General features: G+C 69.0%; 24 protein-coding genes. 9 read left to right on the top strand and 15 right to left on the bottom strand.

Going from position 1 to position 26,463, the window contains the following annotated elements; genetic code table 11:
* Positions 1 to 53: 53 nt before the first annotated feature.
* The 3 genes from ilvC to ACFPUZ_RS06875 all read right to left on the bottom strand — a co-directional run bounded on the left by ilvC (position 54) and on the right by ACFPUZ_RS06875 (position 3,616).
* Positions 54 to 1,067, bottom strand: a complete 1,014-nt coding sequence (gene ilvC / locus ACFPUZ_RS06885) for a ketol-acid reductoisomerase (RefSeq protein ID WP_377001047.1) — start codon at positions 1,065 to 1,067, stop codon at positions 54 to 56.
* Between the two features lie 121 nt (positions 1,068 to 1,188).
* A complete protein-coding gene (ilvN, locus tag ACFPUZ_RS06880) occupies positions 1,189 to 1,704 on the bottom strand; it encodes an acetolactate synthase small subunit (protein ID WP_377001046.1) in 516 nt (171 codons plus the stop codon).
* A 4-nt stretch (positions 1,705 to 1,708) separates the two neighbouring features.
* Positions 1,709 to 3,616: an acetolactate synthase large subunit gene (locus ACFPUZ_RS06875; RefSeq protein ID WP_377001045.1), complete on the bottom strand. Its 1,908-nt coding sequence runs from the start codon at positions 3,614 to 3,616 to the stop codon at positions 1,709 to 1,711.
* A gap of 300 nt (positions 3,617 to 3,916) precedes the next feature.
* On the opposite strand from ACFPUZ_RS06875, the gene ACFPUZ_RS06870 reads away from it, so the two are divergent.
* From ACFPUZ_RS06870 to ACFPUZ_RS06855, 4 genes are read left to right on the top strand one after another with little or no spacing between them, the layout of a single operon-like run.
* A complete protein-coding gene (locus ACFPUZ_RS06870) occupies positions 3,917 to 5,410 on the top strand; it encodes a mechanosensitive ion channel family protein (RefSeq protein ID WP_377001044.1) in 1,494 nt (497 codons plus the stop codon).
* Between the two features lie 10 nt (positions 5,411 to 5,420).
* The gene (locus ACFPUZ_RS06865; RefSeq protein ID WP_377001043.1) at positions 5,421 to 5,960 is read left to right on the top strand and encodes a PH domain-containing protein; all 540 of its coding nucleotides are present in this window, start codon (positions 5,421 to 5,423) and stop codon (positions 5,958 to 5,960) included.
* Positions 5,961 to 7,799 carry a dihydroxy-acid dehydratase gene (gene ilvD, locus ACFPUZ_RS06860; RefSeq protein ID WP_377001042.1) on the top strand — a complete coding sequence of 613 codons (1,839 nt, stop codon included), beginning with the start codon at positions 5,961 to 5,963 and terminating at the stop codon, positions 7,797 to 7,799.
* Positions 7,800 to 7,809: 10 nt separating this feature from the next.
* On the top strand, positions 7,810 to 9,042 hold the full coding sequence (locus ACFPUZ_RS06855; protein WP_377001041.1) for a glycosyltransferase family 87 protein: 1,233 nt from the start codon (positions 7,810 to 7,812) through the stop codon (positions 9,040 to 9,042).
* Between the two features lie 275 nt (positions 9,043 to 9,317).
* On the opposite strand, the gene ACFPUZ_RS06850 is transcribed toward ACFPUZ_RS06855, so the two are convergent.
* Both ACFPUZ_RS06850 and ACFPUZ_RS06845 read right to left on the bottom strand, forming a co-directional pair.
* Complete coding sequence (locus ACFPUZ_RS06850; protein ID WP_377001040.1) at positions 9,318 to 10,241, bottom strand: DoxX family protein; 924 nt, start codon at positions 10,239 to 10,241, stop codon at positions 9,318 to 9,320.
* Between the two features lie 76 nt (positions 10,242 to 10,317).
* Positions 10,318 to 11,004: an HNH endonuclease family protein gene (locus ACFPUZ_RS06845; protein WP_377001039.1), complete on the bottom strand. Its 687-nt coding sequence runs from the start codon at positions 11,002 to 11,004 to the stop codon at positions 10,318 to 10,320.
* Positions 11,005 to 11,072: 68 nt separating this feature from the next.
* Here ACFPUZ_RS06845 and ACFPUZ_RS06840 point away from each other — a divergent pair, with 68 nt between their 5' ends.
* The gene (locus tag ACFPUZ_RS06840; RefSeq protein ID WP_377001038.1) at positions 11,073 to 12,140 is read left to right on the top strand and encodes a glutathione S-transferase family protein; all 1,068 of its coding nucleotides are present in this window, start codon (positions 11,073 to 11,075) and stop codon (positions 12,138 to 12,140) included.
* A 1-nt stretch (position 12,141) separates the two neighbouring features.
* On the opposite strand, the gene ACFPUZ_RS06835 is transcribed toward ACFPUZ_RS06840, so the two are convergent.
* The gene (locus ACFPUZ_RS06835; protein ID WP_377001037.1) at positions 12,142 to 13,002 is read right to left on the bottom strand and encodes a LysR family transcriptional regulator ArgP; all 861 of its coding nucleotides are present in this window, start codon (positions 13,000 to 13,002) and stop codon (positions 12,142 to 12,144) included.
* 69 nt (positions 13,003 to 13,071) lie between these two features.
* Here ACFPUZ_RS06835 and ACFPUZ_RS06830 point away from each other — a divergent pair, with 69 nt between their 5' ends.
* The gene (locus tag ACFPUZ_RS06830; RefSeq protein WP_377001036.1) at positions 13,072 to 13,746 is read left to right on the top strand and encodes a LysE/ArgO family amino acid transporter; all 675 of its coding nucleotides are present in this window, start codon (positions 13,072 to 13,074) and stop codon (positions 13,744 to 13,746) included.
* Between the two features lie 5 nt (positions 13,747 to 13,751).
* On the opposite strand, the gene mgrA is transcribed toward ACFPUZ_RS06830, so the two are convergent.
* Positions 13,752 to 14,831: an L-glyceraldehyde 3-phosphate reductase gene (gene mgrA, locus ACFPUZ_RS06825; protein ID WP_377001035.1), complete on the bottom strand. Its 1,080-nt coding sequence runs from the start codon at positions 14,829 to 14,831 to the stop codon at positions 13,752 to 13,754.
* A gap of 167 nt (positions 14,832 to 14,998) precedes the next feature.
* Here mgrA and ACFPUZ_RS06820 point away from each other — a divergent pair, with 167 nt between their 5' ends.
* Entirely contained in the window at positions 14,999 to 16,249 is a 1,251-nt protein-coding gene (locus tag ACFPUZ_RS06820) for an Nramp family divalent metal transporter (RefSeq protein WP_377001034.1), read from the top strand.
* Here the strand turns inward: ACFPUZ_RS06820 and ACFPUZ_RS06815 are convergent.
* Together ACFPUZ_RS06815 and gatB are read right to left on the bottom strand one after the other, a co-directional pair.
* Positions 16,242 to 17,579 (bottom strand): PepSY-associated TM helix domain-containing protein, encoded by a 1,338-nt coding sequence (locus ACFPUZ_RS06815; RefSeq protein WP_377001033.1) that lies wholly within the window; start codon positions 17,577 to 17,579, stop codon positions 16,242 to 16,244. The two genes, ACFPUZ_RS06820 and ACFPUZ_RS06815, sit on opposite strands and share 8 nt — an antisense overlap.
* A 69-nt stretch (positions 17,580 to 17,648) precedes the next feature.
* Positions 17,649 to 19,157 carry an Asp-tRNA(Asn)/Glu-tRNA(Gln) amidotransferase subunit GatB gene (gatB, locus tag ACFPUZ_RS06810; RefSeq protein WP_377001032.1) on the bottom strand — a complete coding sequence of 503 codons (1,509 nt, stop codon included), beginning with the start codon at positions 19,155 to 19,157 and terminating at the stop codon, positions 17,649 to 17,651.
* Between the two features lie 31 nt (positions 19,158 to 19,188).
* Here gatB and ACFPUZ_RS06805 point away from each other — a divergent pair, with 31 nt between their 5' ends.
* The gene (locus ACFPUZ_RS06805) at positions 19,189 to 20,133 is read left to right on the top strand and encodes a PrpF domain-containing protein (RefSeq protein ID WP_377001031.1); all 945 of its coding nucleotides are present in this window, start codon (positions 19,189 to 19,191) and stop codon (positions 20,131 to 20,133) included.
* Here the strand turns inward: ACFPUZ_RS06805 and ACFPUZ_RS06800 are convergent.
* Genes ACFPUZ_RS06800 through ACFPUZ_RS06780 form a run of 5 tightly spaced genes read right to left on the bottom strand, consistent with a single transcriptional unit; the run spans position 20,124 to position 25,328 of the window.
* Complete coding sequence (locus ACFPUZ_RS06800) at positions 20,124 to 20,639, bottom strand: mismatch-specific DNA-glycosylase (protein ID WP_377001030.1); 516 nt, start codon at positions 20,637 to 20,639, stop codon at positions 20,124 to 20,126. The genes ACFPUZ_RS06805 and ACFPUZ_RS06800 overlap by 10 nt on opposite strands.
* Position 20,640: 1 nt before the next feature.
* Positions 20,641 to 21,594, bottom strand: coding sequence for a RhuM family protein (rhuM, locus tag ACFPUZ_RS06795; RefSeq protein WP_377001029.1), 954 nt, complete (start codon positions 21,592 to 21,594; stop codon positions 20,641 to 20,643).
* A 5-nt stretch (positions 21,595 to 21,599) separates the two neighbouring features.
* The gene (locus ACFPUZ_RS06790; protein ID WP_377001028.1) at positions 21,600 to 22,631 is read right to left on the bottom strand and encodes a 6-phosphofructokinase; all 1,032 of its coding nucleotides are present in this window, start codon (positions 22,629 to 22,631) and stop codon (positions 21,600 to 21,602) included.
* A gap of 10 nt (positions 22,632 to 22,641) precedes the next feature.
* On the bottom strand, positions 22,642 to 24,057 hold the full coding sequence (locus ACFPUZ_RS06785) for an MFS transporter (protein WP_377001027.1): 1,416 nt from the start codon (positions 24,055 to 24,057) through the stop codon (positions 22,642 to 22,644).
* A 50-nt stretch (positions 24,058 to 24,107) separates the two neighbouring features.
* Positions 24,108 to 25,328 carry an MFS transporter gene (locus ACFPUZ_RS06780; RefSeq protein WP_377001026.1) on the bottom strand — a complete coding sequence of 407 codons (1,221 nt, stop codon included), beginning with the start codon at positions 25,326 to 25,328 and terminating at the stop codon, positions 24,108 to 24,110.
* Between the two features lie 34 nt (positions 25,329 to 25,362).
* Between ACFPUZ_RS06780 and ACFPUZ_RS06775 the strand changes: the two genes are divergently transcribed.
* On the top strand, positions 25,363 to 25,686 hold the full coding sequence (locus ACFPUZ_RS06775) for a hypothetical protein (protein ID WP_377001025.1): 324 nt from the start codon (positions 25,363 to 25,365) through the stop codon (positions 25,684 to 25,686).
* On the opposite strand, the gene ACFPUZ_RS06770 is transcribed toward ACFPUZ_RS06775, so the two are convergent.
* Positions 25,687 to 26,433: a siderophore-interacting protein gene (locus tag ACFPUZ_RS06770; RefSeq protein WP_377001024.1), complete on the bottom strand. Its 747-nt coding sequence runs from the start codon at positions 26,431 to 26,433 to the stop codon at positions 25,687 to 25,689.
* Positions 26,434 to 26,463 lie beyond the last annotated feature (30 nt).

Raw genomic sequence — 26,463 nt, 5'->3', positions numbered from 1 at the left:
GAAAGGGCGAAGCCCCGCCGGGCGGACCTGGCGGGGCGTCGAGAAGCGGGTTTTTAGGCGGTCTCGTTGAGTTCGACCTTGACCCAGCTCATGAGGTCGCGCAGCTTGGAGCCGGTCTCCTCGATCTGGTGCTCGGCGTAGGAGGCGCGCAGGCCCTCGAGCTCGGTGTTGCCGTTCTCGACGTTGTCGATGAGGCGCTTGGTGAAGGTGCCGTCCTGGATGTCGGTGAGGATGTCCTTCATGCGGGCCTTGGTGTCGGCGTCGATGACGCGCGGGCCGGAGAGGTAGCCACCGAACTCGGCGGTGTCGGAGACGGAGTAGTTCATGTTGGCGATGCCGCCCTCGAACATGAGGTCAACGATGAGCTTGAGCTCGTGGAGGCACTCGAAGTAGGCCATCTCGGGCTCGTAGCCGGCCTCGACGAGGACCTCGAAACCGGTCTTGACCAGTTCCTCGGTGCCGCCGCAGAGGACAGCCTGCTCGCCGAAGAGGTCGGTGACGGTCTCGGCCTCGAAGGTGGTGGGGATGACACCGGCGCGGGCGCCACCGATGGCGGCGGCGTAGGACAGGCAGAGGTCGCGGCCGTTGCCCTTGGGGTCCTGGTCGACGGCGATGAGGCAGGGAACGCCCTTGCCGTCGACGAACTGACGACGCACGAGGTGGCCCGGGCCCTTGGGGGCGACCATGCCGACGACGATGTTGTCGGCGGGCTTGATGAGGTCGAAGTGGACGTTGAGGCCGTGGCCGAAGAGGAGGGCGTCGCCGTCCTTGAGGTTGGGCTCGATGTCGTTCTCGTAGATGGACTTCTGGGAGGTGTCCGGGGCGAGCAGCATGATGACGTCGGCCCAGGCGGCGGCGTCGGCGTTGGTCTTGACCTCGAAGCCGGCCTCGGCGGCCTTCTCGGCGGACTTGGAGCCCTCGCGCAGGCCGATGCAGACCTCGACGCCGGAGTCACGCAGGTTCTGTGCGTGGGCGTGGCCCTGGGAGCCGTAGCCGATGATGGCGACCTTGCGGCCCTGGATGAGGGAGAGGTCAGCGTCGGCGTCGTAAAGCAGTTCAATAGCCATGGGAGAAAATCTCGCCTTTCGTCATATACAGATACTCATGTTGTTTGTACCACAACATGAGACAGGGGTACCCCACCAGGTGGGAGTTTCTCTGAAACTGTCTCACCTGGTGGGAAATTGCTTACTTGGAGGGGGCCATCGTCTTCGGACCGCGGTTGAGCGCGATCTGGCCGGACTGGATGAGCTCGCGGATGCCGAAGGGCTCGAGCACCTCCAGCAGGGCGCGGAGCTTGCCCGGGGTGCCGGTGGCCTCGATGACCACGGACTCCTGCGCCACGTCGACGACGCGGGCTCGGAAGATGTTCGCCGCGTCGACGACCTGCGGGCGGTTGGTGTTGTCCGCGTTGACCTTCACCAGCATGATGGCGCGGGCGATGGTGGAGTCCTCCTCGAGGCGGACCACCTTGAGCACCGGGATGATCTTGTTGAGCTGCTTGGTCACCTGCTCGATGACCACCTCGTTGGCGTCGACGACGATGGTGATGCGCGAGATGCCCGGGGTGTCGGTGTGTGCCGAGACGATGGACACGAGGTTGTAGCCGCGGCGGGTGAACATGCCGGCGACGCGGGAGATGATGCCGTCGACGTCCTGGACCAGGACGCTGAGCGTGTTGCGGATGATGTCGGTGTTCGCCATGTCCCTAGTTCTCCTTGCTCTCGCGGTCCTCCAGGACCTCCTCGATGGTCTCCTCCTGAGCGTCCTCCAGCACCTCGTGGATGTCGGCGGGATCCTCGGCGGCGGACTCGTCCCCCTCGAAGAAGGGGCGCAGGCCGCGCGCGTACTCGATGTCGGAGTTGGAGGCACCGGCGGCGACCATCGGCCACACCTGGGCGTCCTCGCCGACGATGAAGTCGATGACCACGGGGCGGTCGTTGATCTCGCGGGCCTTCTGGATCGTCGGCAGGACGTCCTCCTCCTTCGTCACGCGGAAGGCGACGCAGCCGAGCGCCTCGGAGAGGGTGACGAAGTCCGGCACGTACTCGTCCTGCTCGCGCAGCTTGGTGTTGGAGTAGCGGCCCCCGTAGAAGAGGGTCTGCCACTGGCGGACCATGCCCAGGTTGCCGTTGTTGATCAGGGCGACCTTGATGGGGAAGCCCTCAACGGCGGCGGTGGTGAGCTCCTGGTTGGTCATCTGGAAGCAGCCGTCACCGTCGATGGCCCACACCTCGGCGTCGGGCAGGCCGGCCTTGGCACCCATGGCGGCGGGGATGGAGTAGCCCATCGTGCCCAGGCCACCCGAGTTGAGCCAGGTGCGCGGCTTCTCGAAATCGACGAACTGGGCGGCCCACATCTGGTGCTGGCCGACGCCGGCGACGTAGATCGCGTCCGGACCGGCCTCCTGCGACAGGGTCTCGATGACGAACTGCGGGCTCATCATCCCGTCGGACTGCTTGTCGTAGCCGCGAGGGAAGCGCTCCTTGATGTCCGTGAGGTACTCGACCCACTCGCTGATCTGCGGCGGGTTGAGGTTCTTCTGCGAACGGTAGGTGCGCAGCAGGGCGGAGAGGACCTCGCGGGCGTCACCGACGATGGGGACGGCGGCCTCGCGGATCTTGCCGATCTCCGCCGGGTCGATGTCGGCGTGGATGACCTTGGCGTCCGGGGCGAACTCCTCGAGGTTGCCGGTGACGCGGTCGTCGAAACGCGCGCCGATGGCGATGAGCAGGTCGGAGCGCTGCATGGCGCCGACCGCCGGGACGGCCCCGTGCATGCCGGGCATGCCCATGTGCAGCGGGTGGGACTCGGGGAAGGCACCGAGGGCCATGAGGGTGGTCACGACCGGGATGCCGGTGTACTCGGCGAACTCCAGCAGCTCACGGTTGGCGTCGGCCTTGATGACACCGCCGCCGATGTAGAGGCAGGGGCGCTCGGACTCGGCGATCATCTGCACGGCCTGGGTGATCTGGCGGGAGTGCGGAGTGGTCACCGGCTTGTAACCCGGCAGATCCATCTTGGGCGGCCAGACGAAGTCGAACTCGGCGTTCTGGATGTCCTTGGGGATGTCCACCAGGACCGGACCGGGGCGACCGGTCAGCGCGAGGTGGAAGGCCTCCATGAGGGTGCGGGCGATGTCGTTGGGGTCGGTGACCATGAAGTTGTGCTTCGTGATCGGCATGGTGACACCGCGGATATCGGCCTCCTGGAAGGCGTCCGTGCCCAGCAGGGAACGGCCGACCTGGCCGGTGATGGCGACCATCGGGACCGAGTCGAGGTTGGCGTCGGCCAGCGGGGTGACCAGGTTGGTGGCGCCGGGGCCGGAGGTGGCGATACAGACGCCGACCTTGCCGGTCACCTGGGCGTAGCCGGTGGCGGCGTGGCCCGAACCCTGCTCGTGGCGCACGAGGACGTGGCGCAGCTTGGTCGAGGAGAACAGGGGGTCATACAGCGGGAGGATGGCGCCGCCGGGCAGGCCGAAGACGATGTCGGTCCCGAGCTCCTCGAGGGAACGGACGATCGCCTGGGCGCCGGTCATCCGCTCGGGGGCGTTCTCGGCTCCCGCGGACTTCTTGGCGACCGTGGCCGGGGTGGGCGTGTGCGAAGCTGCCACGTTATCAAGCTCCTAATTTCACAAGGACAATGCAGTTGGAACGCTACCTGGTGACTCTGCCCGTGGTGCGGGAGGGTCGGCCTGGCGGCTGGCGTCGGCACAAGTTGGCTGTGACCTGTGACCATCTAATGACAAAGCCCCCGCACAGCACTGATGGTGGGTGCTGTCGAGGGCGCTTGTCGAGACGACGTGGGTAGGAGTCGTTTACGGCAGGCGCCGCGCTGCTGCTACCTCAAGTCGAATGGTGATCATGCCGATCATCATACACACAGGTTCGGCGATAGTCGTATCGTGGGCGCCATGCCCGACTTCGCCATGTACCTGCTCACCCGCGCCTGGGCGTGGATGGCCGACCAGGGACTCACCCTGGCCATCCTTTTCGTCATCGCGCTCCTCGTGCCCCGCGTCGGCCGATTCGCGCAGCGCTGGCTGGCCCACGGGGTGGAGGAGACGACCGATCCGGACGAGTCGAAGACCCGCCTGGCACTGACGGGCGTGTCTGTCTACATCTTCCAGCTCATCGTCTTCTTCCTGCTCCTCATCTTCTTCCTCCAGACCCTCGGCTTCTCCCTGGCGGGCGCCGCCATTCCCGCCACCGTGGTCTCGGCGGCCATCGGTTTCGGAGCGCAGTCGATCATCGCGGACTTCCTCGCCGGGTTCTTCATCCTCACGGAGAAGCAGTTCGGCGTCGGCGACTGGGTGCGTTTCGAGGGCAACGGCATCAAGGTCGAGGGCACCGTCATCCAGATCACCATGCGCTCCACCCGCATCCGCACCCTGGCGCAGGAGACGGTGATCATCCCCAACTCCACCGCCCGGGTGAGCATCAACGCCTCCAACTACTGGTCCCGCGCCGTGGTGGTCATGCCCGTGCCGCTGCTGGGCTCCGCCGACACGCAGGACGCCATCGACCGCTCCGAGGCCGCGACCCGCCGCGCCCTGCGCCGCCCCGACGTGGCGGAGGTCCTCATCGGCGAGCTCGACGTCCACCCGGCCGTGGCCATCACCCCGCCCGCGACCGTGGGCATGCCGTGGACCATGGACATGCGCTTCATGGTCCAGGTCGAGGCCGGCATGCAGTGGCTCGTCGAGCGCGCGATCCGCACCGAGATCCTCGACGAATTCTGGAACGAGTACGGCTCGGCCACCACCATCACCGGCGAGGTCAAGGACCGCGTCGACACCGTCACCACCGCGGCCCTGTCCCGCACCCCGCTTATCGACGTCCCCCTCTCCGGCTCCCCCGACTCCGCCGGCGACCAGGACATCACCGTCCCCACCGGCTTCGCCGATGAGGAGGGCCGGGACCCGGCCGTCGTCGACCGCGGGCCGCAGGGGGATGAACCCGAGGACACCGAGACCCACCAGACCCCCGCCGGCGGGGTGTTCCGCCACGACACCCCCACCTCCGGCTGGCGGCGCCTGGCCTCGGTCGGCGGGCGCGTGCGTGCCTCCACCACCTACCTCTTCGCCCTGCTCTTCGCCCTGCTGCTGCTCAAGACCCTCACCCTCGACGCCGGGAACGACGGGCCCTCCGGCGTGCTCGCCCCGCGGACCCCGGTCGTCGAGACGAGTGAGAGCCCGGCCCCCTCCCCCACCCCCGAGCCTGTTCCCGCGCCGACGTGGACGCAGCCCACCCCCACCCCGACGCCGACCCCGCCGCCCCGCGTGCCGGAGACCCCGGCGCCGACGGAGACCTCCCCGGCGCCGGAACCGGGCGTCGAGACGCCCGCCCCGCCGACGACACCGGCCCCGCTCACCCCGGACGCGGGAGGCCTGCGCGGTCTGAACTAGCATGGTCGCCATGAGTTCTCACGCTGTCCACGCCGAATCCGTGGAGTTCGCCCCGGAACGTGCCCACCTCTTCGCGGCGGGTCTCATCATCGCCGTCGCGATGCTGGTCATCCCCTCCGCCCCGCTCTACCTGGGCTGGCTGCTGCTCATCCCGGCGGCCTTCATCTTCTGGGTGGTACGGGCGCGCACGGTCGTGAGCGAGCGCGGCGTCGACCTCCGTTACGCCTTCCGCGGCGGCCGTTCCGTCGCCTGGGAGGACGTGACCGGCCTCGGCTTCAAGGGCACCCGCGCCCTGCTGACCACGCGCGACGGCGCCGAGCACATGATGCCGGGCGTCACCTTCAACTCCCTGCCGCAGCTGGCCGAGGCCTCCCGCGGGCGGATCCCCGATGTCCTCACCGCCGCGCAGGAGGCCGCCGACGACAAGGTCACCATCGTGCACCGCGACGGGCGGCAGATCCTCCTGAGCAAGGAGGAGTACGCTGCACGAGAGGCTGCCCGGCAGAACCAGCACCCCACCGATACCCCTGAGAACCTGAAGGAGCAGTAAGTGTTCCCGCTTCGATCCAAAGTCACCACCGTCGGACGCAATGCCGCCGGAGCCCGCGCCCTGTGGCGTGCCACCGGCACCAAGGAAAATGAGTTCGGCAAGCCGATCGTGGCGATCGTCAACTCCTACACCCAGTTCGTCCCCGGCCACGTCCACCTGAAGAACGTCGGCGACATCGTCGCGGACGCCGTCCGGGCCGCCGGGGGCGTGCCCAAGGAGTTCCACACCATCGCCGTCGACGACGGCATCGCCATGGGACACGGAGGCATGCTCTACTCCCTGCCCTCCCGCGAGATCATCGCCGACTCCGTCGAGTACATGGTCAACGCACACACCGCCGACGCCATGGTGTGCATCTCCAACTGCGACAAGATCACCCCGGGCATGCTCAACGCCGCCCTGCGCCTCAACATCCCCGCCGTGTTCGTCTCCGGCGGTCCGATGGAGGCCGGTAAGGCCGTCGTCGTCGACGGCGTGGCACAGACCCCCACCGACCTCATCACCGCCATCGCCGCCTCCGCGGACGAGAACGTCTCCGACGAGGGCCTGGCCCAGATCGAGGAGTCGGCCTGCCCGACCTGTGGTTCCTGCTCCGGCATGTTCACCGCCAACTCGATGAACTGCCTCACCGAGGCCCTCGGCCTCTCCCTGCCCGGCAACGGCACCACCCTGGCGACCCACTCCGCCCGCCGCCGCCTCTTTGAACAGGCCGGCGAGACCATCGTGGAGCTGTGCCGCCGCTACTACGGCGAGGAGGACGAGTCCGTCCTGCCGCGCAACATCGCCACCAAGGACGCCTTCCGCAATGCGATGGCCCTCGACATGGCGATGGGTGGCTCCACCAACACCATCCTCCACACCCTGGCCGCCGCGCAGGAGGGCGAGGTCGACTTCAGCCTCGCGGACATCGAGGAGATCTCGCACCGCGTGCCGTGCATCTCCAAGGTCGCCCCCAACGGGATCTACCACATCGAGGACGTCCACCGGGCCGGCGGCATCCCCGCCATCCTCGGCGAGCTGCGCCGCGCCGACCTGCTCAACAGCGACGTCCACTCCATCGTCTACGACTCGCTCGACGAGTGGCTGGGTGACTGGGACATCCGCGGCGGCCAGGCCACCGAGGCCGCCACCGAGCTCTTCCACGCCGCCCCGGGTGGCGTGCGCACCACCGAGCCCTTCTCCACCGACAACCGCTGGGATTCCCTGGACACCGACCAGGTCAACGGCTGCATCCACGATGTCGAGCACGCCCACTCCGCCGACGGCGGCCTCGTGGTCCTGCGCGGCAACCTGGCGCCGGACGGCTCGGTGCTCAAGACCGCCGGCGTCGAGGAGGAGCTGTGGACCTTCACCGGCCCCGCGCGCGTCGTCGACAGCCAGGAGGAGGCGGTGTCGATCATCCTCAAGCGTGAGGTCCAGGCCGGCGAGGTCGTGGTCATCCGTTACGAGGGCCCCTCCGGCGGTCCGGGTATGCAGGAGATGCTGCATCCGACGTCCTTCCTCAAGGGCGCGGGCCTGGGCAAGAAGTGCGCGCTCATCACCGACGGCCGCTTCTCCGGCGGCACCTCCGGCCTGTCCATCGGCCACATCTCCCCCGAGGCCGCCCACGGCGGGCTCATCGGCCTCATCGAGAACGGTGACCCCATCACCATCGACGTCCACACCCGTCGCCTCTCCCTCGACGTGCCGGACGAGGAGATCGCGCGGCGTCGCGAAGCAATGGAGGCCTCCGAGAAGCCGTGGACCGCGAACCGCGAGCGTGTCGTGTCCAAGGCCCTGCGCGCCTACGCCGCGATGGCCACCTCCGCCGATAAGGGGGCCGTCCGCCGGGTGGACTAACATCGTCCGGGTGACTGACGTTTCGAAGCCCGCGACCCTGCCCCTCGACACGCTGCTGAAGATAGTGGCGGCGCTGGGGCTGGTCGCGGGCTTCGGCGTCATCGGGCGCCAGATGATGATGACCGATTTCCCCGTCGACATGATCATCTACCTCGAGGGTGTGCGCGCCTTCCTCGCCGGCGGCGAGATGTACTCCGTGCCTATGTACGCCGGCAGCCTCGCCCTGCCCTTCATCTACCCGCCCTTCGGGGCCCTGGTCATGGTGCCTTTCGTCGGTTTCGAACCGGACCTGGCCGGCGACCTCATGATCATGCTCTCCGCCGGGCTGGTGCTGGTGTGCCTGTGGTTCGTGCTGCGCGCGACGGGGCTGGCCGGGTGGCAGCTGCTGGCCCTGACCGCGGCCGTGTGGCCGGTGACGCTGCTCATCGAGCCGGTGTGGCTCAACGCCGGGTTCGCGCAGCTCAACATCGTGCTCATGGCGCTGGTGGTGCTCGACATCGTGCCGCGCCAGCGCCGCCTGCCGCAGGGCTGGCTCATCGGCCTGGCCGCCGCGATCAAGCTCACGCCCCTGGCGATGCTGCTGTACTTCCTCCTGCGCCGCGATATCCGCGCGATCTTCGTGGCCGGGCTCTCCGCCCTGCTGGCCACCGGCGCGGCCGCGCTCTTCCGCTGGGACGCGACGAAGGAGTTCTACACCTCTGTCCTTCTCGACATGGGCTCCAGCTCCGAGTTCGGCGTCAACACCGTCTACCAGTCGAACAGCTCCCTCAAGGGCATGATCATGCGCTGGTTCACCTCGGAGGCCGCGCTGGACGCGCACTCCACCCTGGTCAACGGGCTGTGGCTGGGGCTGTCGCTGCTGTGCATCGGGCTGGGCGGCTGGCTCATGGTGGCGCTTCTGCGCCGCTCCATGCTTATCGACGCCGCACTCGTCAACGCCGTCATCATGCTCCTCATCTCCCCCGTCTCCTGGTCCCACCACTGGATCTGGCTCACCCTGCTGCTGCCGCTCGTGGCCTGGCGCTGCCTCACCGTGCTCGGCGGGCCGGTGGCGCTCTCCGCGCTGGTCTTCGCCTGGACCGCCCTGGTGCTCACGCAGCCGCCGAAGTGGTGGTACGGCGACGGCATCGACATCCACGCCCTCAATTTCTGGCAGAAGCTGCTGGTGAGTGACTTCGTGTGGCTGGGCATCGCGCTGCTGGTGGCGTGGGCGTTCGCGTTGCGGTCGGTGCCGCGGCGCTAACGCGGGTTGGCGATTTCGTCAGACGGCCTGCGGGGTCGGAGCCCTGCTAGGACCAGAGTCCCGGCCCTAAGCGGGCGGGGGCGTACGACGAAATCGTCAAGCCCCGCCTGGTTGCGCTCGGGTTGGCGATTTCGTCAGACGGCCTGCGGGGTCGGGACCCTGCTAGGACCAGAGTCCCGGCCCTAAGTGGGCGCGGGCGTACGACGACATCGTCAACCCGTGTCCAGAAACGACGACGGCCCCGCACCAGGCGGGGCCGTCGATAAGGTTGTGAACTACGCGAGCGGGTTGACTCCCGCGCCGAACCACCACAGCGCGACGGCGCCGCCGATGGCCAGCAGGATGAAGACCCAGGAGCTCACCAGGGGGCGGCGGGCCCAGCTGCGCCCGTAGTCCAGCGAGAGCAGGCCCGGGCCGGTGAACTGCAGCGCCAGGGAGATGCCCAGCATGACCAGGGACAGCCACACCGACTCCGGCCAGCCGAAGAGGTTCGCACCCGCCCCCGACGTGGTCAGCTCGTGCAGCGCCGTGAAGGAGGTGACGATGGTGGCCACCGTGGCGAACAGCGGCGTGATGAGGCCCAGCACCAGGAACACACCCGCCGCCAGCTGCAGCGACGGGATGATGATGGCCAGGCCCCCCGGCGCGAGGTAGCTGGCGTAGTCGGCCTCGAGGCCGGAGATGCCCGGGTTGCCGCCGAGGCGGAAGAAGGTGCCCACCGCTTCGAGGATGAGCCAGCCGCCGAGCAGCAGGCGGATGATGAGCAGGCCGAAGTCCATGGTGCCGCGGCGGTGATCGCGCAGCTCCGGCTCCTCCGCGACTGTGGCGGTGCTGGCGGTGCTGGTGGTCTCGTAGGCCACCGGCGCCGGGGCCGGCGGGAGCGGCTGTTCGACGGGCCGGTCATAGGCCACGGTCTCGTGGGAGCCGGTCGGCGCGAAGTCCTGGTCCGCGTAGGTGGGCTGCGGGCGGATCTCCTGCGGGGTGGCCCGGCCGCTGCGGTCGAACAGTCCCCCGCCGGACTGCGGGAACTGGGTGGTGGCGTCGTTGGCCGCCTCCACCTTGCCCAGCGGGGTGGAACCGGACCCCGTGGGGCGGGGCGCCGGCGCGGCGGCGGGGGTGTCCTGGTGATAGGTGGGTACGTCGAAACCGTCGGCGTCGTAGGAGCCCGCGCGGTCGGGGGTCTGGTTCTTGTCGGTCATGCAGTCAGATTAAGGCAGTATTCAGCCTAGAGGCGGCGTTGCAACGGCGAGCCGCGGTGAATTGACAACAATCCGATCACGGACAGCGCATGAGTTCGCGGGCGAGCGCCTCCTGCTCGGCCGCGGTGACCGCCAGCCCGTAGGTGGCCTTCACCCCGATGATGCGGGAGGCGTAGTCGCAGCGGGCGCTCTTGTTCGGCGGCAGCCACGTCGCGGCGTCGCCGGCCCCCTTCTGCTGGTTGAGTTCCCCGGACACGGCGAGGAGGTTGCGGGGGTCATTGGCGAAGTCGCGGCGGGTCTCCTCGTCCCAGGCCTGGGCGCCCTTCTGCCAGGCGTCGGCCAGCGCGACGACGTGGTCGATCTGGATCTCCCCGCTGCGCTCCCCGCGCACGAAGTCACGGATCTCCCCCGTGTAGGGGTCGTGCAGCTGCCCGGATTCGACGAGGCAGCCGAAGGTTCCGGGACGGATGGCCACCTCGTGCAGGTCGCGGCGCAGGATGTCGTTGCGGGTGTCGCAGCCGTTGCGCCCACCCTCGACGCGGACGTCATCGCTCCAGGCTTGGCCGAACAACGCCCGGTCGTAGCCCGTCATGGGTGCCCGGCCCTGGACGTCCAGGGTCGCCAGCAGCTCGCGGGCGGGGTGGACGGTGACCACCTCGGGGGCAGGATTTTCGGCGGTGGGGGCCGAGGGGGCGTCGATAAGCAGGGCGGTACCGATGACGGCGAGGATGCCGACCACGAGCACAGCGACAAGGCGTTTCATGATGAATCTCAACCTAGCAAGCGACCCGGACATTGACGGCGGCGGGTTCGAACGCTAACGTTGTTGACATGACAGCGAATGATGACTGGGCCGGCGACCCGCAGAACGCCTCCACCGACGGCGAGTTCGTGCGCGACGCGACATACATCGACGACCGCGTGACCGCGGACGTCAGCGAACCCACCCCGCAGGACGACGGCACCGTCCACTGGCCGGTCGAGGCCGGCCGCTACCGGCTCATGGCCGCCCGCGCCTGCCCGTGGGCGCACCGCTCGGTGATCACCCGCCGCCTGCTCGGCCTCGAGGACGTCATCTCCCTCGGCCTGGCCGGACCCACCCACGACGTCCGCTCCTGGGTCTTCGACCTCGACCCCGAGGGCGTCGACCCGGCCACCGGCCTGCGCCGCCTGCAGGAGGCCTACTTCAACCGCTTCCCCGACTACCCGCGCGGCATCACCGTGCCGGCGCTGGTCGAGGTGGAGTCGAAGAAGGTGGTCACCAACGACTACCCCTCCATCGTCCGCGACTTCCAGACCGAGTGGACCCAGTTCCACCGCGCCGGCGCGCCGGACCTCTACCCCGTCGAGCACCGCGCGGAGATCGACGAGATCGCCCGCCGCGTCTACACCGAGGTGAACAACGGCGTCTACCGTTGTGGTTTCGCCAGCACCCAGGAGGCCTACGACGAGGCCTACGAACGCTTCTGGGCCTCCATGGACTGGCTCGAGGAGCGCCTGTCGACCCGCCGCTACCTCGTCGGCGAGCACGTCACGTTCGCGGACATCTTCCTCTTCGTCACCCTCGTGCGTCACGACGCCGTGTACTACTCCCACTTCAAGACCTCCCGCAACAAGATCTCCGAGATGCCCGCCCTGTGGGGCTACCTCCGCGAGCTCTTCCAGCTCCCCGGCTTCGGCGACACGACCGACTTCCAGGAGATCAAGGAGCACTATTTCATCGTGCACAAGGAGGTCAACCCCACCCAGATCGTGCCGCAGGGCCCCGACCTGGCCGGACTGGCCACCCCGCACGGGCGCGAGGCCCTCGGCGGGCAGCCCTTCGCCGACGGCGTCACCCTGCCGGGTGCGATGCCCGCGGGCGAGGAAGTGAAGAACCCCGAGGCCTTCCAGGCCTGACTCAGACCGCCGGCAGCTGCTGCGCCGCCGCGAGCACCGAATCCGTGAGCTTCTCCAGCAGTTCGGACTCCAGTCGCCAGCGCTGCCAGTGCAACGGCACCTCGACGATGCGCTCGTCGAGGGTCACCAGGTCGCCCCGCCGGAGGTGAGCGTCGGCCTGCAGCTCCGACATGAGCCCCCACCCCAGCCCGCACAGCGTCGCGCGCGCGAGGGCCTCCGAGGAGGGGATCTCCGACATCCGGGGGCGCTGCCTCGGCCCGAGGCGCTCCTCCAGGTCCGCGGCCTGGAGGGAGTCGCCGGGGCCGAAACGCAGGGTGGGCATCTGCGACCAGTCCGGGCCCGGGTAGCGGGCGGCCAGCTCCGGCGTCGCGACGGCCCGGTACCGCACCACCCCGAGCGGGAGCGACTCACACCCCGAGACCGGCCGGGGCTCGCGCGTGACGGCACCGAGCACGTCGCCGCGCCGCAGGAGGACCAGAGTGCGGGCCTCGTCCTCGACGCGGACGCGCAGGGTGGCACCCTCGAAGGCCGCGACATCCGACATCACCGGGGTGAACCAGGTGGCCAGGGAGTCGGCGTTGACGGCGATACTGAGCGGGACCCGTCCGAGGCGCCCTTCCAAGCGGGCGTCCGTCTCCGCCTGGAGCAGCCGCATCCGACGCGCGGCCTGCACGAGGATCTCCCCCGCCTCCGTGGCCGTGGCCGGGCTCGAACGCCGGACCAGGACCCGGCCGATGTCTTTTTCCAGGGCCTTGATCCGCTGACTCACCGCCGAGGGCGTGACGCCGAGGCTGTGGGCGGCGGCCTCGAAGCTGCCCTCGTCGACGATGACCAGCAGGGACTCCAGGTGCAGCGGGTTCATGAAGCACAGCTTAACCACGGACAGATTGCTTAACTGGACTTCATCTCGGGGCGGACGCATGATGAGCCCATGTCGATCTTTCTCGCAGGTCTCCTGCTGGGGCTCTCCCTCATCATCGCCGTCGGGCCGCAGAACATCTTCCTGCTGAAATCCGGCATCAAGCGCGAGCACGTCGGTGCCGTCGTGCTGACCTGCATCATCTCCGACATCTTCCTCATCTCGGCCGGGGTGGCGGGCGTGGGCGTGCTCGTCGACCGCGCTCCCCTGCTGCTCGAGGTCCTGCGCTGGGGCGGCGCCGCCTACCTGCTGTGGTTCGCGTGGTCCAACTTCCGCGACGCCGCCCACCCCGGGGCCCTCACCGTCGTGGAGACCCCGCCGGCCGCCCCGTCCGGCGCCAGCGGCGGCACCGTACTCACCCGGCACCGCACCGCTTTACGACGCCCCACCCGCCGCCCCACCTGGCTCGGCGCGGTGGGCACCACGCTGGCGCTGACCTGGCTCAACCCCCTGGCCTATGTCGACGTGGTAGTCATGGTCGGCGGTATCGCCAACCAGTACGGCCCCGACGGGCGCTGGCTCTTCGCCCTCGGCGCCTTCGCCGCCGCCCTGCTGTGGTTCCCCACCGTCGGCTACGGCGCCGCGCTGCTGCGCCGCCCGCTGTCGCAGCCGCACGTGTGGCGCTGGCTCAACATCGCCATCGGGGCCCTCATGTGCGGCCTGGCGCTCAAGCTGGTGCTGATGTAGGAGCGTCAGTCGGCGTGGCGTCGAGAAGCAGTGGCGCCGGCCCAGATGTTGATGCCCGCGTCGCGGGCGACATCGTCGATGGCCTTGAGCTCGGCAGCGGAGAACTCGAGGTTGCGGAGGGTGTCGAGGTTCTCGTCGAGCTGCGCGACGGAGGAGGCGCCGATGAGCGCCGAGGCGACCGTCTCCACCCCGTATTCGCCCTGCTGGCGCAGGACCCATGCGATGGCCATCTGCGCCAGGGACTGCTCGCGCTCCTGGGCGATGTCGTTGAGGCGGTTGATCATCTCCAGGTTCTCCGCGCTGAGCATGTCACCCGACAGGGACTTCGCCGCGGCCGCCCGGGAATCCTCCGGCACGCCGTTGAGGTAGCGGTTGGTCAGCAGGCCCTGCGCCAGCGGCGAGAACGCGATGATGCCCAGGCCCGCGTCGGCGGCGGAGGCCAGCAGCGAATCGCCGTCCTCGCCCGGCTCCTCCACCCACCGGTTGACGATGCTGTAGCTGGGCTGATTGATGATGAGCGGACAGCCCTCCTCCGCCATGAACTCCGCGGCCTCACTGGTCAGCTCCGGGCCATAGGAGGAGATGCCGACGTAGAGCGCCTTCCCGGAAGCGACAATATCGCGGAGGGCGTAGAGGGTCTCCTCCAGCGGGGTGTCCGGGTCCGGGCGGTGGTGGTAGAAGATGTCCACGTAGTCCAGCCCGAGACGCTCCAGCGACTGGTCGAGTGAGGCCATGAGGTACTTGCGCGAGCCACCGAAGCCGTAGGGGCCCTCCCACATGTCCCAGCCGGCCTTCGAGGAGATGATGAGCTCATCGCGGTGCGCCCGGAAGTCCGCGGCGAGCAGACGACCGAAGTTGGACTCCGCGCTGCCGAAGGGCGGGCCGTAGTTGTTGGCCAGGTCGAAGTGGGTGACGCCCCGGTCGAAGGCGCGGCGCAGAATGGCGCGCTGGGTCTCCAGCGGCTTGTCGTCGCCGAAGTTGTGCCACAGGCCGAGCGAGATGGCGGGCAGCTTGAGGCCGGAACGACCGACACGGCGGTAGGGCATCTCTGCGTAGCGGTCGGGGGCGGGGAGGTAGGTGCTCATGGGGTCCATTGTGCCCCTTCGCCCCGCGCGGGGGCGTGTCGGAGGGGGCTCGTCGTGGCGACGCTCGTGATGACGACACACGCATGCCGCAATAACTATCGCACGACAGCCCAGAAGTGTTACCCTGGTCACACCATCCCCACCAGGCTACCGAGAAGGAGAGCGCCATGTCCCACACCACCGCCCCCTCACCAGAGACCCGGAAATGGAGCGTGGTCGGCCCCGGCCTCGTCGCCGCGGCCACCGGCGTCGGCTCCGGCGACCTCGTGGCCACCCTCATCGCCGGCCAGCGCTACGGGTACGCGCTGTTGTGGGCGTGCATCGCCGGCACGGTCATGAAGATCATCCTCGTGGAGGGCGTCGGCCGCTACACCCTGGCCACCGGTAACACGATCTTCCACGGCTGGACCAGCCTGGGAAGGTGGACCACCTGGTACTTCGCCCCCTACATCGTCATCTGGGGCTTCGTCTACGGGGCCGCCGCGATGAGTGCCTCCGGCATGGCGCTGGCCGCCCTCTTCCCGGGCACCCCGCTGCTCCTGTGGGCCGTGCTCTCGGGGCTCATCGGGTTCGGGCTCACCTGGCTCGGGCAGTACAAGTTCTTCGAGAAGGTCATCGCGGTGCTGGTGGCGCTAATGTTCCTCACGGTGGTGGGCATCGCCACCCTGTCCCTGCGCAACCTGCCGGAGATCCTCACCGGGCTCATCCCCACCCTCCCGGAGGGTTCCTTCGTCTACGTCCTCTCCCTGGCGGGAGGCGTCGGCGGCACCATCACCCTCGCCGCCTACGGCTACTGGCTCAACGAGAAGGGCTGGGCCTCTCCGCCGTGGATGAAGGTCATGCGCCTGGACAACGCCGTCGCCTACGTGGTCACCGGCATCTTCGTCGTCGCCATGCTCATCGTCGGCGGCGACCTGCTCTACAGCGCGAACATCGCCGTCTCCTCGGGTGACCGGGGGCTGGTCGACCTAGCCGACGTGCTCAACGACCGCTACGGGCAGGGCATGGCCTCGGTATTCCTCGTAGGGTTCTGGGCGGCGGCCATCTCCTCGGTGCTTGGAGTGTGGAACGGCGTGTCCATGATGTTCGCCGACTTCGTCGGCCACCTGCGCAAGCTTCCCAAGGACCACCCCGACACCCGCGCGGGCGGGAAGTACTACCGCTGGTACGTCCTGTGGCTGACCTTCCCCCCGATGCTGCTGCTCTTCCTCGGCCGCCCCACGGCCCTGGTCATCGCCTACGGCGTGCTCGGCGCTTTCTTCATGCCCTTCCTGGGGCTCACCCTGCTACTGCTCCTCAATACCAGCCGCACGCCGCGCGAGTGGCGCAACGGCTGGCTGGTGAACACCCTCATGGCCATTATCTCAGCGGCCTTCGTGTTCATCTGCGTGAGCGAGCTGGTGAAGTTGTTCAGCTGACGGCATCCCCCCGGACGCCGCGACGGGCGCGGAAGGCGGTGACGGCGGAGTCGACAAGCAGGAAGGCGAGCAGGCTGAGGCCGAACAGCGGGGCGAGGACGGAGTAGGCGACGACGGCCACCCCGACGCCGGCGAGCGCGGCGGGGTGGGGTCGGCGCGCGACGGGGGCCCGGCCGAAGCCCTCGCGCCCGCGCTGCCACCACATGCGGAAGCCGAGGTAGACGAGGGCGATGATTCCCGCCCCCAGTAGCGCCAGCGCGATCTGGTTCGCCAGTCCGAGGAGGTTGCCGATGTGCAGCTCGATGAGCCACTCGGTGAGTTTCGCGGCCAGCGGCCAGTCGGAGAACGGCACGAAGCTGAGGACCTCGCCGGTGCGGCCGTCGACAGTGACCGTGTCGTGGGTGAAGCGCCATGCCTGGCGGGATTCGCGGACCATCCAGGTGGTGACCTCGCCGGCGGGGGCGGTGATGTCGATCATGCCCTCCAGCCCCGATTCCCGGGCGGCGGTGACGGAGCGTTCCACGGCCGACGCCGCCTCCGGCGTGCCTGGGGTGGCGACGGTGGTCACCCCGGTGGGCGCCCGCCAGTCCAGTGCGCTGCGCACCTGGCCGATGTTGGAACCGGCGACCACCGACCACGTCAGGCCCGTGACGGTGAGGAAGAGCAGGCCCGGCAGGAGCAGGACACCGAGGGACTCGTGGAGTCGGAGGCTGCGCCCCCGGCCCTGCCGGGAGTTCAGCTCGGAGGCCCCTCGGCGCCGCCGCGCGGACCACCAGAGGTACACCCCGGACAGGGCGATCGCCCCCATCCAGGAGGCCGCGAGCTCAACGTAGTAGCGGCCGGGCTCCCCGAGCCACAAGGAGCGGTGCCCCTGCGACAGCCACGCGCGGATCGGCATGGCGCGGGAGGAGCCGTACTGGACGATGTCGCCGGTGATCCGCAGGTCAGCGGGGTCGACGAAGACGGTGGGCCGGTAGCTGGGGCTCGGCTGGGAGGGATCGACGAACTGGACGCTCGTGGTACGCCCCTCCCGCTCGGGGAGTCGGACGTTGTGGATCTCGAGGTCGGGGTGGACCTCCTGCGCCGCCCGCACCTGCTCGCTGACGGGCCGGTGCGGCCCGGTGGCGGTGGCGGTGAGGGCGTCGCGGTGCCACACCTTCTCGATGGTGGGGCTGAACGCGTAGAGCAACCCCGTGAGCGAGGCGGCGATGAGCAGCGGGGCGATGAGGATCCCGGCGAAGAAGTGCAGCCGGCGGAGCAGGCCGAGGGCCCCCGTCCGGCGGGTCGGCGGGGTGACGGTGGGGGGACTGTGTTCGGAAACGGTTGTCATGAACTAGCAGTCGCACCAGCCCGGGCGGTAGTTCCGGACATATCCGGAACCACATCAAAATTTCAGACGTTACTGCTGCAGCTTCTCAGCAATGAGTTTGTTCACCTGCGCAGGGTCGGCCTTGCCGCGGGTGGCCTTCATGACCGAACCGACGATGGCGCCCACGACCTTGGTGTTGCCGGCGCGGTACTTGTCCACGATGTCCGGGTTGGCGGCCAGGGCCTCGTCGACGGCGGCCTCGATGGCGCCGTCGTCACGCACGACCTCGAGGCCACGGGCGGCGACGACCTCGGAGACGGAGCCCTCGCCGGCGATGACGCCGTCGACGGCCTGTCGGGCCAGCTTGGTGGTCAGCTTGCCGTCCTTGACCAGGCCCACGACCTCGGCGACCTGCGCCGGGGTGATGGCCAGGGCGTCGAGCTCGATGTTCTGCTCGCGGGCGGCGGCGGAGAGGTAGTTGACCCACCAGGCGCGGGCCTCGTCGGCGGTGGTGCCGGCGGCGACGGTGGCCAGGATCGGCTCGAGCGCACCGGCGTTGACCAGGTCACGCATCTCGGCGTCGGAGATACCCCACTCCTCCTGCAGCCGGGCGCGGCGCACCCAGGGCAGCTCCGGAAGCGTGGCGCGGATCTCCTCGACCCATTCCTTCGGCGCGAGCACCGGCGGGAGGTCGGGGTCGTTGAAGTAGCGGTAGTCCTCGGCGGACTCCTTCGGGCGACCCTTGCGGGTGGAGCCGTCGAGCTCCTGGTAGTGGCGGGTCTCCTGGACGATCTCCTCGCCGTTGACGATGGCCGCCGCCTGGCGCATCATCTCGTAGCGCACCGCCTGCTCGACGGACTTGAGCGAGTTGATGTTCTTCGTCTCGGTGCGGGTGCCGAACTCCTGCTGGCCGATCGGGCGCAGCGAGAGGTTGGAGTCGACGCGCATGGAACCCTGGTCCATGCGGGCATCGGACACGCCGATGGCCTTGACCAGCTCACGCAGGGCGGTGACGTAGGCGCGGGCGATCTCGGGGGCACGCGCCCCGGCGCCCTCGATGGGCTTGGTGACGATCTCGATGAGCGGCACACCCGCGCGGTTGCAGTCCACCAGGGAGGCGGTCGCGCCGTGGATGCGGCCGGCCACGCCACCGAGGTGGGTGAGCTTGCCGGTGTCCTCCTCCATGTGGGCGCGCTCGATCTCCACGCGCCACTCGGTGCCGTCGTCGAGCACGACGTCGAGCCAGCCGTCGTAGGCGATCGGCTCGTCGTACTGGGAGATCTGGTAGCCCTTGGGCTGATCCGGGTAGAAGTAGTTCTTGCGCGCGAAACGGGAGGACTCGGCGATCTGGCAGTTGAGCGCCAGGCCGATCTTGATGGCCCACTCCACGCCCTTGGCGTTGACCACCGGCAGCGCACCGGGCAGTCCGAGGGAGACGGGGTCGACGTTGGAGTTCGGCTCGGCACCGAAGTGGGCGGAGCTGGTGGAGAACATCTTGGTCTCCGTGGCCAGCTCGACGTGGACCTCGAGGCCCATGACGGGGTCGAATTTCTCCAGGACCTCGTCGAAGTCCATCAGGTCGTGAATCGCGGCAGTCATGGCAGACAGTGTAGCGCTAGGCTTCCAGGTCATGAGCACCGTCCCCGTCACCATCGCCCGCGGCGGCACCTCGCGCGCCGTGTTCCTGCCGATGTCCGCCCTCCCCGCCAGGCAGACCGAGCGCGACGAGCTGTGCCTGCGGCTCATCGGATCGCCGGATCCGCAGGCCGTCGACGGCCTCGGGGGCGGCGTGAGCTCCAACTCGAAGGTGATGTTCGTCGGCCCCTCGGAGCGCGCCGACCTGGAGACGCTCTTCGCCCAGGTCTCCCCCACCGAGGAAGTCGTCGACTGGACGGGCAACTGCGGCAACATCTCCTCCGCCGTCCTGCACTACGCCCGCCACACCGGCCTGTTCGACGGCGACAGCGCGCGCGTGTGGAACCTCAATTCGCAGGCGCTCTTCGAGCTCGTGCTTCTCGACGACAGCGTCGACATGCGCTTCCTCTCCCCCGGCGGCGAAAAATGCGGCTCCCTCTTCCCCGCTGGCCGGCGCTGCAAGGTCGATGGACTCGAGGTCTCGCTTATCGACGTCGCCAACCCCATCGTCATCACCCGCGCGGCGGATGTCGGCGTCGATCCTGAACTGGGGATGGCGGCACTCAACGCGGATACCGCGCTGCTCGCGCGGCTGGAGCGCCTCCGCGTCGCCGCAGGTGAGCGCATGGGGCTGGCCCCCTCAAAGGTCATCCCGCGTGTCGCGATGGTCGCCCCAGGCAAGGACCTGCGCGTCGTCATGACATCTGTCGGCCGCATCCACCACGCCCTGCCCGGCACCGGCATCCTCGCGCTGGCGGGGGCGGTGGCGCTCGGGGGCACGGTGATCGACGACGTGCTCCCGGGGCGTCGAGACGCACTGACCCTGCAGCACTTCAAGGGCGACGTCGAGGTCTCCGCGCGGGCCCGCGGCGCAGAGCTTGAATGGGTGGCACTGCCGCGTACCGCGCGGATCCTGCTCAGCGGGCAGGCTTACTTGTAGAGGCGCTCCCACACCTCGCGGTAGGCCCGCGCCAGGGAGTCGACGGTCTCGTGAGCGTTGAGTCCGGAGGGGTTGGGCACGACCCAGGTTTCGGCACCGCCGATCGACTCGGGCTGGAGACCGACGCGAGCACGCGGTCGTCGATACGCCAGCCGGTAGGCCCCGATCCCGGCGACCATGACAATCTGCGGTCCGTGGCGGGCGACCTTCTCCTCCAGCACCCGGCCGCCCTCCACGTACTCCTGATGACTCAACTCGGAGGCGACGGCCGTGGCCCGGGGCACGATGTTGGTGAAACCCAGTCCAGCCCGGTGAATTTCCGCCAGGTGGGCGGAGGTGAGGCCGGAGCGGGCGTCGATAAGCGTCTCAGTGATGCCGGCGGCGTGGAGCGCCGGCCAGAAACGGTTCCCCGGGCGGGCGAAGGGCGCGTCGACCGCCTCGGAGAGCAGGCCGGGATTGATGCCGACCACGAGCAGTCGGCAGTGCTCAAGGTTGAGGTCGCGCATGTCAATCGTCGGTGAGCATGCGGATCAGGAGAGCCACGATAAGATCCTTTTCCGCAGGCTCGCTCATCGCAGTCATGAGCGTGATGGTCGCGAGGGCATTGTTGGACAAGCGGGGCCGCCCGTGTTCGTCGAAAAGTGCCCCGTTCCTGGCCAGAAAAGTGACGAACAACGCGGCAGCACTGCGTTTGTTGCCGTCGGACAGCGGATGGTTCTTGACGACGAGATAGAGCAGGTTCGCCGCCTTTTCCTCGACCGTCGGATACAGGTCCTCACCTCCGAAGGTCTGATAGATCCCTCTGGTGATCCCTTCCAGGCCTTGCCCTGGCTCATTACCGAAGAGACTGTCCAAGGGAAAGCTGGCTGCCACCTCCGCGATGACTGATCGGGCTTCATCCACGGTCAGGGTCCATTCCGGCAGAGCGGCCGGGGTCGATACGATCTCTCCTTCGTCGAAGTCACGCAACAGGTGGAGACCTGGCAGGTAGTGGCCGATCACATCGGCGATTCCCGCCACCGATTCATCGTCCGCACGCCCGAGGATACGAACTACCGCGCCCAATTCATCCAGACGCTGTCGATTGATGGAGTATCCCTGCACGAGGTATTCCCGGAGTCGATCGGTGGCCCAGATCCGGAATCGTGTAGCTACCTGGGACTTGATTCTGTATCCCACGGAAATGATGACATCGAGGTTGTAGTGCGGGATCGCTCGGTTGACCTGTCGTTTTCCCTCGATTCGAACCTGTCGAAAATCCCGACAGGTTGCGGCCCTCTCAAGTTCACCGTCCGCGTACACGTTGCCGATATGTTCAACGATGTTGGTCCGCGACGTCTGGAACAGCTCCGCCAGCTGCGCCTGCGTCAGCCACACCGTGTCATCCGTCAGGCGGACGGACAAAGCCGGTGCCCCGTCCTCGGACTCATAGAGGACGATGTCACCGGCCGGTGAGGTCACAGCTCCTACCCGAACATGGCTTGGGCGGTCACCCAGCGGTCCATGGGCACGGTCTTGAGCTGGCCGACGGCCTCCTGCAGCGGGATGTTCTCGATCCGCTCGCCCTTGAGCGCCACGCAGGTGCCGAATTCTCCGCGGTGGGCGGCGCGGGTGGCGCGCACGCCGTAACGGGTGGCCAGGACGCGGTCGAAGGCGGTCGGGGTGCCGCCGCGCTGGATGTGGCCGAGGACGGTGGTGCGCACGTCGTGGCCGAGGCGGGCGTGGATCTCGTCGGCGATCTGCTGGCCGATGCCGGTGAAGACTTCGTGCCCGAACTGGTCGACGCCGCCGGACTTGAGCTCCATGGTGCCCTCCTTGGGGGCCGCGCCCTCGGCGACGACGATGATGCCGTACTTCTCGCCCATCTGGAAGCGGCGCTCCATCTTCTTGCAGATCTCCGAGATGTCGAAGGGCACCTCGGGGATCACCGTGTAGTGGGCGCCACCGGCCATGCCCGCGTGGAGGGCGATCCAGCCGACGTGGCGGCCCATGACCTCGACGATGAGGATGCGGTTGTGGGACTCGGCGGTGGTGTGCAGGCGGTCGACGGCGTCGGTGGCCACGGCCACGGCGGTGTCGAAGCCGAAGGTGTAGTCGGTGCCGTTGACGTCATTGTCGATGGTCTTGGGCACTCCTACGACGGGGATTCCGTTGTCGGAGAGCCACTTCGCGCCCTTGAGGGTGCCTTCGCCGCCGATGGGGATGAGGGCGTCGATCCCGGCGTCGGCCAGGTTCTCCTTGATCTGCTCCAGCCCGGCCTTGAACTTGTCGGGGTGGAGTCGACCGGTGCCCAGGATGGTGCCGCCGCGCAGGAGGATGCGGTCGATGTGCTCGTCGTCGTAGAGATCGACGCGACGGTCCTCCAGCAGCCCCTGCCAGCCGTCCTCGTAGCCGACGACGGTGGAGCCGAACTCGGCGCTGGCGGTACGGACGATGCCGCGGATGACGGCGTTGAGGCCGGGGCAGTCGCCGCCGGAGGTCAGGGTGGCAAGTCGCATGGGGTCCACTCTAGCCCGCGCCCTGTGGTTCGGCACCCTGTGGTCCGACCTGCGAATCTGGCCGGAAGAAGGCCACCGCCACCAGTCCGGCGCCCAGGACGGCGGCGGGCAGCAGCAGCGACACCGCCAGGCCGGGGACGAAGCCGTAGGCCTCGGCCCCCACCTGCATGGCGGCCCCCACCCCGGCCGCCCCGAGCACCGCGCCGGCCTGCCGCCCGGTGTTGTACACCCCGGACGCGGCCCCCATGTGGGCGATGTCGACGGTGCGCATGGCGGTTGCGGAATTGGGCGCCCAGACCAGCGCGTTGGCCACGCCGAACAGGCCGGAGGCGAGGAGGAAGAGCCCCAGCGGGGCGTCGCTGACCATGAGCCAGCAGGTGAACAGCAGGGCGATGATCATCGTGGCGAAACCGCCCACCGAGAGCAGCCGCGGGTCCAGGCGGTCGGCGGCCGGTCCGATGAGCGGGGAGGCGACCGCCGCGATGAGCGCCATCGGGACGAGCAGCAGCCCGGCGTCGCGGGAGCTTAGCCCCTGCCCGTTCTGCAGCCACAGCATGACGGGCAGCATCATCGACGACACCGTGAAACCCATCGTGGCGATGGAGAACACGCCGAGCGAGTAGTTGCGGTTGCGGAACATCCCCAGCGGCACGAGGGCCTCGCTGTTTCTTCTCGACGCCGTCGCCTGCAGCCGGATGAACAGCGCCACGCTGAGCAGGCCGAGGACCCCGAGGGCCAGCGCCCAGGCCGGCCAGCCCAGGCCCGGGCCCTGCTGGACGGCGACGACCAGGGCGGTCATGCCGAGGAAGGAGACGGCGACGGAGGGGACGTCGATACGCCGGGCGAAGGTGGGCAGCCGGGGCACCCACAGGGTGGCCAGCACCACCGCCAGCAGGCCGACCGGCAGGTGGATGAGGAAGATCCCGCGCCAGCCCACGGCGGAGACGATGAACCCGCCCAGCACCGGGCCGACGAGCGTGGCCACGGAGCCGACTGCGCCCCACGCCCCGAGGGCGGAGCCGCGGCGCTCGCGCGGGAAGACGCGGTTGATCACGCTCATGGTCTGCGGGGTGAGGATCGCGGCGCCGACACCCTGCACGCCGCGGGCCGCGATGAGCAGCTCGAGGGTCGGGGCCAGCGCGGCGGCCAGGGCCGCGAGGGTGAACACGATGATGCCCAGGCGGAAAAGCGTTCCCTGTCCGAAGCGGTCGCCGAGGCGGCCGGTGAACAGCAACGGCACGAGCAGGCACAGCAGGTAGATGGAGGTGACCCAGACGACCTGGTCGAGGCGGGCGTCGAAGGCCGCCATGATCCCCGGGGTGGCGACGGCCACGATGGTCTGGTCGAGCAGGATCATGAAGAAGCCCAGGCACAGGGCTGCGAGGGCCTGCCAGGCCTGGGCCGGGGGCAGGACGGTGGAGCTCATTGGGTTGACTCTACCTCCGGAAGGAATCGGCGTTTCTGGCGAATTGCCCGTCACAATTCGCCAGAAACGCGCATTCCTCCTGCAGCCCCACCGTCAGCCGGTCGCAGCACCGCGACACCCCGCCAGATCGCCCACACGGAGATGAGCGCCCACGCCACGGCCAACACCGCCGCGGTGACGTAGATGGACACCTGCGTGAGCAGTCCCGTGGCGGCGATGAGGCCGATGGGGGCGGAGAACTGGCCGATGGCCATGAACACGGAGAAGGCGCGGCCGCGCAGGCGCTCGGGAATGATCTCGGTGACCAGCACCATCTGCAGGGGGCCGAGCAGCCCGCCGCCCAGGCCGGCGATGACCATGCCGGCGATGACCAGCCAGGAATAGTGCAGCGCCGCCATGCCGGCGAAGCCGATGGTGAAGAAGGTCATCGACGCCACCCAGATCGTGCGGCGCCGCGTCGTGCCGGCCGCGGCGATGAGGAAGCCGGAGGCCATCATGCCGACGGCGTAGGCGGACATGGCGAGGCCGAGCTGGACGGGGGCGTCGATACGCTGGAAGTGGGCGGGCATGAGGATCGCCAGGTAGGGGCTGACCAGCGCGGCGGAGACAAAGGAGATGGCGGCGAGCAGACGGATCGGCGCGGGGCGCACCACCTCCGCCCAGGAGCGCAGGGCCCCGAGGTCGGGCACGTCGACGGGGATCTCCTCCATCGAGGGGCGCAGGCGCAGCAGGGCGGTGAGTCCGGCGGCGAGCAGGGAGCAGCCGGCGGTGACCCACAGGACCAGTTCGATCGGCAGCGCCGCCATGAGGAATCCGGCGAGCGCCGGGCCGATGAGCCACGCCATCCCGCCGATGGACTGGTTGAGTCCGGCGATGAAGTCGACGGTCCGGCCGGAGGTGCGCGCGACATCGCCGACAAGGGCCGAGCGGGCGGCCATGCCGGGGATGTCGCCGACCGCGCCGATGATGCCGAGGATGATGAACGACGCCAGAGTCAAGCCCACAGCCTGGTCCACGAGGATGACGCCGACGACGGAGAGCCCGGAGATGACATCGGAGATGATCGACATCCGCTTCCGCCCGACCGTGTCGATGAGGTAGCCGCCGAGGAAGGCAACCGCGAGCGAGGGCAGGGCGATCGCCGCGGCCACCACGCCGGCGGCCGCGGGGTTGCCGGTGCGTTCGAGCACGAGCCAGGGCCACACGATGGTCGCCACCGCGTTGCCGAGCATGGACGTCGCCGCCGACGCCAGATAGATCCACACCGTCACCGGGCCCATCCTACGGGTCGCTAGGCTGGAGCCCATGGCAATGATCGACATCAAGAATCCTGAGAACGTCTCCACCGCGGCCGTCGTGTCGCTCGGCCTGCTGGGCGGGTGGCTCACCGCGCGCGAGACCGGCATCCGTCCCCTCGGCGGGGCGGTCCTCGCCGCCGCCGGCGGCTGGGCGGTGCGCTCCTGGCTGGCCAAGACGGACCCCCTCACCACCGCCGGGCTCACCGCGCTCTACGTCGGGGCCTTCGGGGCCTCGCACCCGCTGGCCAAGAAGGTCGGCTCCTGGCCTGCTGTCCTCGGGGTCACCGCTGTCGCCGGGGGCGCGGCGTGCGTGCTCTCCGACCTGCGCTAGTTAGAGCCCCGCGGCGTCGAGTTCGGCGTTGAACTCGCGCTTGGAGGCCTGCCACTGGTCCTCCGTCATCCCGATCCGCCAGTAGCCGGAGATGGACACGTCACCGCGGTTGACCTGGTGCTCGGCGAAGAGGTGGCGGCGCAGCTCCTTGATCATCTCGGCGACGCCGTGGATGAACCAGCTGGTGCGCTGCTGCGGGATGCCCCGTGCGCGCACCGCCTGCGACAGGGCGGTGCCGTGGGTGGCGCCGTCGCGCGGCACCCAGCGGAGGGTGACGCCGTCGGGCTGCGGAAAGTCGAAGGTCGCCGCCGCGTCGGCGATCTCGAGGTAGACATCCGCCGTCGCGCCCGCCGGAAGCTTCTCGACGCCCGCCGCGATCGCCGGGGCCGCCGATTCATCGCCGGCGAACACGAAGTGCTCGTAACCCTCCTCCGGGTGCCAGGCCCCGCCCGGGCCGCGGAAGGTGATGGTCTCCCCCACCTGCGCCCGCTGCGCCCACGGACCGGCGAGGCCCTGGTCTCCGTGGGTGACGAAGTCGACGTCGAAAAGCCCGGTCGCCGTGTCGATGCGGCGGAAGGTGTAGGTGCGGGTGACCAGCGCGCCGAACTCGATCTTGATGTAGTGGTCGGTGTGCGGCAGCTCCGCCCCGATGAGGTCCGGGCTGTGGAAGCTGATGCGGACCAGCTCCGGGGTGAGTCTTTCGACACCGGTGACGGTGGCGGTGCGGACGGGACGGGGTGCGCTCACGGATACTCCTCGGTAGATTAGGCCACCCTA

The organism is Corynebacterium nasicanis (genome assembly GCF_042658165.1).
Lineage (GTDB): Bacteria > Actinomycetota > Actinomycetes > Mycobacteriales > Mycobacteriaceae > Corynebacterium > Corynebacterium nasicanis.
Note: the sequence above shows the minus strand (reverse complement) of the source record. Positions and strands in the feature narration are given on the sequence as shown.